This is a genomic window from Streptomyces sp. N35 (assembly GCF_016464295.1).
Taxonomy (GTDB): Bacteria; Actinomycetota; Actinomycetes; order Streptomycetales; family Streptomycetaceae; genus Streptomyces.
On the sequence record NZ_JAEIMH010000097.1, the window covers coordinates 22,538 to 30,287 of the forward strand.

Below are 7,750 nucleotides of genomic sequence, written 5' to 3' on the forward strand. Positions count from 1 at the left end.
CGCACCGTAGGGCCTTGACGCCTCCCTCGGCCTGCTCTTACATTGCTTCCATATAGCAGAAGAAAACTTCCGCATGGTGAAAGTGGCGGAAGCGCCCGACAGCCGACCGGCTCGAACCGGCCAGGACGCAGGAGTTACGCGATGCCTCGAATGACAGCCGCCCACGCGGCAGTGGAGATCCTCAAGCGCGAGGGCGTTACCGACGCGTTCGGAGTGCCGGGCGCCGCGATCAACCCCTTCTACAAGGCGCTGAAGGAGGTCGGTGGCATCGACCACACCCTCGCGCGGCACGTCGAGGGTGCGACCCACATGGCCGAGGGCTACACCCGCACCAAGGCGGGCAACATCGGTGTCGCCATCGGTACGTCTGGTCCGGCCGGCACCGACATGATCACCGGGCACTACTCGGCCGCCGGTGACTCGATCCCGATCCTGGCCATCACCGGCCAGGCCCCGAGCCACCTCCTGCACAAGGAGGACTTCCAGGCCGTCGACATCGCCTCGATCGCCAAGCCGCTCACCAAGATGGCCGTCACGGTCCTCGAGCCGGCCCAGGTCCCCGGCGTCTTCCAGCAGGCCTTCCACCTGATGCGCTCCGGCCGTCCCGGCCCGGTCCACATCGACCTGCCGATCGACGTGCAGCTCGCCGAGATCGACTTCGACCCGGACACGTACGAGCCGCTGCCGGTCTACAAGCCGTCCGCGACCCGCGCCCAGATCGAGAAGGCGATCTCCTTCCTCCTGGAGTCCGAGCGCCCGCTGATCGTCGCCGGCGGCGGCATCATCAACGCCGACGCCTCCGACCTCCTGGTCGAGTTCGCCGAGCTCACCAACACCCCGGTCGTGCCCACCCTCATGGGCTGGGGCACCATCCCGGACGACCACGAGCTGAACGCCGGTATGGTCGGCCAGCAGACCGGTCACCGCTACGGCAACGCCACGTTCCTGGAGTCGGACTTCGTCCTGGGCATCGGCAACCGCTGGGCCAACCGTCACACCGGCTACAAGCTGGACGTGTACCGCGAGGGCCGCAAGTTCGTCCACGTGGACATCGAGCCGACCCAGATCGGCAAGATCTTCGCCCCGGACTACGGGATTGCCTCGGACGCCAAGGCCGCTCTCGAGCTGTTCGTCGAGGTCGCCAAGGAGCTCAAGGCCGCCGGCAAGCTGCCCGACCGCAGCGAGTGGGTCGCCTCGCACCTGGACCGCAAGGCCACGCTGCAGCGCCGTACGCACTTCGACGACATCCCCATGAAGCCGCAGCGCGTCTACGAGGAGATGAACAAGGCGTTCGGCAAGGACACCCGCTACGTCACCACCATCGGTCTGTCCCAGATCGCCGGTGCGCAGATGCTGCACGTGTACAAGCCGCGCCACTGGATCAACTGCGGCCAGGCCGGCCCGCTCGGCTGGACCATCCCGGCCGCGCTCGGTGTCGCCAAGGCCGACCCGGACAGCCCCGTCGTCGCCCTCTCCGGTGACTACGACTTCCAGTTCATGATCGAGGAGCTCGCGGTCGGTGCCCAGCACCGCATCCCGTACATCCACGTCCTCGTGAACAACGCCTACCTGGGCCTGATCCGTCAGGCGCAGATCGGTCTGGACATCAACTTCCAGGTCAACCTGGAGTTCGAGAACCAGAACAGCCCCGAGCTGGGCGTCTACGGCGTCGACCACGTCAAGGTCGCCGAGGGCCTCGGCTGCAAGGCGATCCGCGTGACCGACCCGGCCGACCTCGCCGAGGCCTTCGAGAAGGCCAAGAAGCTGGCGCAGGAGCACCAGGTGCCGGTGGTCGTCGAGGCGATTCTGGAGCGCGTCACCAACATCGCGATGAGCCCGACCGCGGACATCAGCGCGGTCAAGGAGTTCGAGGACATCGCGACCGAGGACTGGCACGCGCCGACGGCGATCCTGCCGCTGAAGGCCTGATCCGCGCCTGATCCGCGCCTGATTCCCGCCTGATCCGAGGGGCGGCCCATCCGGAGGGGGATGGGCCGCCCCTTCGGCGTTCCCCCGACGGGTCAGGCGTCCGTCGTCGTCTTCGTCCCCGCCCGGCGCGACCACCGCACCACCGCGGGGCCGACCGCGACGGCGACGGTCGCCGCCAGCAGGACCGCCGTGATCGGCTGGGTGAGGAAACCGGTGAGGTCACCGCCGAAGATGCGCATCGAGCGCCGGAAGGACGACTCCAGGAGTTCTCCGAGGACAAAGGCGAGTACCAGCGGCCCGGGTTCGAAGCCGGTCTTCTTCATCAGGTAGCCGAGCACGCCGAGCCCGACCGTCAGCAGCATGTCGAAGGCGCTCATGTTGATCGTGTACGCGCCGATCATCGTGATCACGACGGTCAGTGCCGCCAGGATCGCCGGGCGGATGCGCAGGATGCGGACGAAGAGACCGATCAGCGGCAGGCTCATGGCGAGCAGGAGCAGGTTGCCGACGTACATCGAGTTGACGACGCCCCAGAAGAGATCGGGATTCTCCTCCACCAGCATCGGCCCGGGGGTGATGCCCTGGATCAGCAAGGCGCCGAACATGACGGCCATGGTCGCGTTGGCCGGGATGCCGAGCGACAGAAGCGGGATGAAGGAGGACGTGGCGGCCGCGTTGTTGGCCGTCTCCGGTCCCGCGACTCCCTCGATGGCCCCCTTGCCGAACCGCTCCGGCTCCTTGGCGACCTTCTTCTCCACGCCGTAGGCGACCATCGAGGACATGGTCGCGCCGCCGCCCGGCAGGATGCCGAGCACGAAGCCGAGCACCGAGCCGCGGGTGATCGCGCCTTTGGACGCGCCGAGGTCCTTGCGCGACGGGTAGACCGAGCCGACGCTCGGGGCCGGCGGGGCTCCGCGACGCAGGGACTCGAGGTTGTAGAGGATCTCGCCCACGCCGAAGAGGCCCATCGCGACGATCACGAAGTCGATGCCGTCGACCAGGTTGTCGACGCCGAAGGTCAGACGCTGCGCGCCGTCGATCGGATCCTGGCCGACCGTGGCCAGCAGGAGTCCGAGCGTGGCCATGAGGATGCTCTTGACCCTTGATCCGGTGCCGAGCGTGGTGATCAGAAGGATGCCGAGCAGCGCGAGGGCCGTGTACTCGGAGGGGCCGAAGTCCAGGGCGAACCCGGCCACCAGCGGCGCGACGAAGGTGAGCGCGATGACGGCGACGGTTCCGCCGATGAACGAGCCGATCGCGGCGATGCCGAGCGCGGATCCGGCGCGTCCCTGCCGGGCCAGCTCGTGACCGTCGATGGCGGTCACCACGCTGGAGGCCTCGCCCGGCAGCCGGAGCAGCACGGAGGTGACCGTGCCGCCGTACTGCGCGCCGTAGAAGATGCCGGCGAGCATGATGATCGCGGCGGTCGGTTCGATCTGATACGTGATCGGCAGGAGTACGGCGATCGTGGCGGCCGGGCCGAGGCCGGGCAGCATGCCGATGAACATGCCGAGAGTGACCCCGAGCAGGCAGTAGAGGAGATGCGCCGGCTGGAAGGCCACCCCGAACCCGTCGATCACCGGGGAGACGTAGTCCATGGACTGCTCACCACGCGATCAGATGGGGAAGGGGGATTCCGAGGGCGGTGATGAAGAGCAGGTGGAGAGCCGCGGTGGTGCCGGTCGAAATCCCCACGGTGAGCAGCCAGCCCTCCCGCCCCAACACCCTGAGCCACAGCACGAGTACGGCCACCGTCGGGATCTCGAACCCGACGACCTCGAACAGCAGGGCGTACGCCACCAGTGAGCTCACCGAGACCGCCACGGTCAGGGAGTCCTTGGTGAAGCCCTCCTCGTCGCCGCGCGGCTGCGCATCGAGCAGCAGCACCGCCGCGGTGACCACCATGGTGATGCTGACGATCAGCGGCCACATCCCTGCCCCCGGGGCGGCGAGCGTGCCCACCCCGAGGTTCCACGACAGGATCGCGGCGCCCACACCGACGGCCAGCGGTACCAGCGCGGCGACGACGTTCTGCCTGCGGGCGTACGTCCTCGTCGTCACTGCTCGGTCTTCAGGTCGATGTTGTGCTGTTTCGCCAGCTCGTCGAACCGCTTGCGGCTCTCGTCGAGTTGAGCGCCCACGGCGTCACCGTCCGCGTCCCACTTCGTGATGTAGCCGGTCTCGAGGAGCTCGGTGTACTCCGGTGTCTGTACGGCCTTGTCGATCGCGGTGGCGAGCCTTTCGCGCACCTCGGCGGGAATGCCGGCCGGTCCGGCGACGAAACGGCGCTGGTCCACGACCACGTCGTAGCCGCTCTCCTTGGCCGTCGGCACATCGGGGAAGGCCACGTGCCGCTCGGCGGAGAAGACCGCCAACGCCCGCAGTTTTCCTGCCTCCACGTGCTTGTACGCCTCCGCGATGTGCACCGCCGCGGCGTCGACCTTGCCGCCGAGCGCGGCCGTCACCGTGGGCGCCCCGCCGTCGAACGGCACCGCCGTCGCCTTCACGTCCGCGGCGCCGAACAGCAGCGTCTGCGCGAGCTGGCTGCCGGTGCCCGGACCCGTGGTGCCGTACTTGATGTCGCCCTTGCCCGTCAGGTCCTTGACGGACTTGTGGGGCGATGCGGCCGGTACGACCAGGACGTAGTCCTCCACGGCAAGGCCCTTGATGAAGGTCATGTCCGTGAGCTCGATCGCGTCGGGGTCGTCGAGCATGAGCGGCCCGATGGAGAACAGGGACTGCGGCATGACGGCGACGCGGTATCCGTCGGCCTCGCTGCCGAACACGTCCTTGCCCGCGATCTTGCCGTTGGCACCCGGCTTGTTCACCACCACGGCCTTCTCGCCGAGCGGCTTCTCCAGGCTCTTGGCGAGGGCGCGGGTGATCAAGTCGGTGCTGCCGCCGGGGTCTTGGGGCACGGTGAACTCGACCGGTTCGGCCGGGTAGTCCGCCTCGCTCTTGTCCCCACTGCCCCCTTGCACCGAACAGGCGGAGAGGACCAGCGCGGCGGTGGCGACCAGGAGCATACGTAATTTCATGGGTTCTCCAATCACCGGCGTGGAAGAGAAGGACTGAACCCAGTCGGGAGACTGCGGCCGACACGGGGAAACGCGCCAGCGTCTCCCTATGTAGACAAGTGCTATGTATGGAGCAGCGTTCCGCTGGGTTGTTAATCTGTCAACAGGGGAGGTGTGATGTCGCAGCCGGACAACGGTGTGCGGGAGGTGAAGTCGGCAGCCCGCACCGTCGAGTTGCTCGAACTGCTGGCCTCGCGGCAGAACCGCCCGGCCCGCCTGCGCGAGCTGAGTGACGCGCTCGGAGCGCCGAGGAGCAGCGTCTATGCGCTGATCCGCACGCTCGTGGAGCACGGCTGGGTCCGTACGGACGGGACCGGCACGCTGTACAGCGTCGGCATCCGCGCCCTGCTGGCCGGTACCACCTATCTCGACACCGACCCCCATCTGCGCATCGCCCGTTCGCATATCAACACCCTGAGCGCGGAGTTGGACGAGACGATCCACTTCGGCCGGCTCGACGGCGGTGACATCGTCTACCTGGCGACGAAGGAATCCAGCCGCTATCTGCGGCCGTTCAGTCGCGTCGGCCGCTGTCTGCCCGCGTTCAGTACGGCCATGGGCAAGTCCTTGCTGGCCGTACGCCTCGGCACCGGCCAAGAGGTGCCCATCCCCGAGGTGATCACCCCGCTGACACCGAAGACGCTCGTCGACCGCGATGCGCTGCGGCGGGATCTGGAGCTCACGCGCGAGCGCGGCTACGCGATCGACGACGAGGAGAACTACGTCGGCGTCATGTGCTTCGGCTTCGCCCTGCGCTACACCTCGCCGGTCAACGACGCGATCAGTTGCTCGGTCCCCGTCGGCAACCTGGACGAAGGGCGTGCGCAGGAGATCGTGCTGGCCATGGAGCGGACCCGGCGGGCGATCGAGCAGATGGCACCCGCCGACCTGTCCGCACCTGACCTGGCCTGACCTGACCGCACCTGACCTGACCTCCCGGCCTGTCGTCGGACGCGGTGCCTCGGCGTTCCCGGCGCCCAGGTGACGTTTGAGCCACATGGAGTGGATGAGGCGGGGGAGGTGAGGCGCTCCTGGCCGTCAACTCGGGTGATACGCAGGGAAGTTCGCCCGTTCGCGGCTGCGGAGAGTGAGGGTATCCGGCCATTGTGTAGCCGCAAACTCGTTCGGACACACACCGTGAGCGCACAATAGCCCTACGGCATCAGAGTGCTGACCTGCACGGATGCCGCTTCCCGCGGGGAGTTGGGGGTCCGCGATGCATGAAGAGTTCCTGTGCGAGGTGACCGCGTACGGCATCTGTGACGGCGAGCAGATCGGCGTACCGCTCGGCACCTATCGTGCGCCGAGCCTGCCGCTCGCCCTGTGGTGGCTGCGCGAGCGCGCGACCTGGATCGCCGAGCGCCTCGACCCCACGCCCGACGGCGGCCGTCTGCCGGCCGGCGCCCTGGTACCGCTGCCGAGGGACGCGCCCGACGTGCCGGGTGTCCTGCGCGCCTGGCGCGACAGCGATGCGGAACAGGCGCGTGCGGCCGCCGACTTGACCAGCGGGCGCCTGGTCCGCTTCATCGCCCGCGACGACACCACGGAGTACGAACTCCTCGCCGAATCCGTCGACGCGATCCGCATCCAGCGCGCCCTGGGCGGCCGACAGAGGGCCGCACCGGCGTGGGTGCCGCCGATCTGACCGCGCCCCCGCTCACCCTGCGGGCGAGCCCGCCCCGAGCCGCACTTTGAGCCAGGCCAGCGCCTGTTCGCCCTGAGCCTGCTGGAACGGCCGCAGCGTGGGCAGCCCGGGCGGCGCGGGCTGCCGGGCCTGTTCCAGGAACATGCCGGTCAGGCCGATGAGCACGGTGGTCACATCGTGGGGGTCGGCCCCCTCGGCCACCGGGTGCGCCGTGAAGAGGGCCTCGGGGGCGGGGCCGCCCTGCATCGCGACGCTGGGCAGCATCAGGAGCAGGTCGAACCAGCGGGCCGCGCGGCAGGCGTGGGGCCAGTCCACGAAGACGGCGCCGTTGTCGGTGAGCAGGATGTTGTCGGCGCGCAGATCGCCGTGCGAGAGGGTGTCCCCCGTGGTGGCCTCGCGGCAGTGCCGCTCCCGCGCGGCGAGGGCCGCCAGATTCCTGACGGCCCACGGGTCCATGTCCGCCAGGTCGTCCTCGCCCTGCGCATGCGCGGCCGCGAGCAGCCGCCAGCCCTGGAACGGCTCCTCGTGGATCGGTGCCGCACCGGGCGGCGCGGGCGTGAGCGCCTCGGACAGCCGGCCGATCGAGTCCAGAACGCGGTCCAACTCCTCGGGAACCCAGGGCACATGAGGCTGGCGACCCTCGACGTCCTCGAAGAGCAGCGCGACCCAGCGGCCGTCGTCGTACGCGCCGAGCAGGCGGGGGACCGGGGCTTCCTGCGGCAGCAGCCGAGCGTTGGAGATCTCCGTGCGGTGCATGGTGACGGACCGTGCGTTGACCTCGGCACTGACGGCCTTGACGAAGGCCCGGGTGCCGTCGGCGAGGCGGAGGCGGGCCGCGACACCGGGGGAGAACCCGCCGGTCTGCGTCCTCACCTCGACGACCTGCGAGCCGAGTTGCTCCTGGAGCGCGTCGCGGACGGGAGCGGGGATCTCCCGCCAATCCATGCGTACGCCCTGAGCGGGGATGATCGCTGCCATGCGGCCAGCCTGCCAGGCGTCGGGCGGGCGGGCCACGAGATATCGCCCCCGGCACGGACGGAACGCGAAGAGGGAGGGGGTCGGGGACGGCCCCTCCCCGGGGCCCTCGCGCGGAGGGGGT

General features: G+C 69.1%; 7 protein-coding genes. 3 read left to right on the top strand and 4 right to left on the bottom strand.

Annotated features, from left to right (window positions below):
- The first annotated feature begins 141 nt into the window (after positions 1-141).
- Positions 142-1,929 carry a glyoxylate carboligase gene (gene gcl / locus JAO81_RS35740; RefSeq protein ID WP_199552155.1) on the top strand — a complete coding sequence of 596 codons (1,788 nt, stop codon included), beginning with the start codon at positions 142-144 and terminating at the stop codon, positions 1,927-1,929.
- 92 nt (positions 1,930-2,021) lie between these two features.
- Here the strand turns inward: gcl and JAO81_RS35745 are convergent, their stop codons facing one another.
- From JAO81_RS35745 to JAO81_RS35755, 3 genes are read right to left on the bottom strand one after another with little or no spacing between them, the layout of a single operon-like run.
- Complete coding sequence (locus JAO81_RS35745; RefSeq protein WP_199552156.1) at positions 2,022-3,527, bottom strand: tripartite tricarboxylate transporter permease; 1,506 nt, start codon at positions 3,525-3,527, stop codon at positions 2,022-2,024.
- Positions 3,528-3,534: 7 nt separating this feature from the next.
- The gene (locus JAO81_RS35750; RefSeq protein WP_199552157.1) at positions 3,535-3,990 is read right to left on the bottom strand and encodes a tripartite tricarboxylate transporter TctB family protein; all 456 of its coding nucleotides are present in this window, start codon (positions 3,988-3,990) and stop codon (positions 3,535-3,537) included.
- Entirely contained in the window at positions 3,987-4,967 is a 981-nt protein-coding gene (locus JAO81_RS35755) for a tripartite tricarboxylate transporter substrate binding protein (protein WP_199552158.1), read from the bottom strand. Before JAO81_RS35755 ends, JAO81_RS35750 begins: the two co-directional genes overlap by 4 nt.
- A gap of 156 nt (positions 4,968-5,123) precedes the next feature.
- Between JAO81_RS35755 and JAO81_RS35760 the strand changes: the two genes are divergently transcribed.
- Both JAO81_RS35760 and JAO81_RS35765 read left to right on the top strand, forming a co-directional pair.
- A complete protein-coding gene (locus JAO81_RS35760) occupies positions 5,124-5,918 on the top strand; it encodes an IclR family transcriptional regulator (RefSeq protein WP_199552159.1) in 795 nt (264 codons plus the stop codon).
- A 304-nt stretch (positions 5,919-6,222) separates the two neighbouring features.
- Positions 6,223-6,651 (top strand): hypothetical protein, encoded by a 429-nt coding sequence (locus JAO81_RS35765; protein WP_199552160.1) that lies wholly within the window; start codon positions 6,223-6,225, stop codon positions 6,649-6,651.
- A gap of 12 nt (positions 6,652-6,663) precedes the next feature.
- On the opposite strand, the gene JAO81_RS35770 is transcribed toward JAO81_RS35765, so the two are convergent.
- A complete protein-coding gene (locus JAO81_RS35770; RefSeq protein ID WP_199552161.1) occupies positions 6,664-7,629 on the bottom strand; it encodes an aminoglycoside phosphotransferase family protein in 966 nt (321 codons plus the stop codon).
- Between the last annotated feature and the right edge of the window lie 121 nt (positions 7,630-7,750).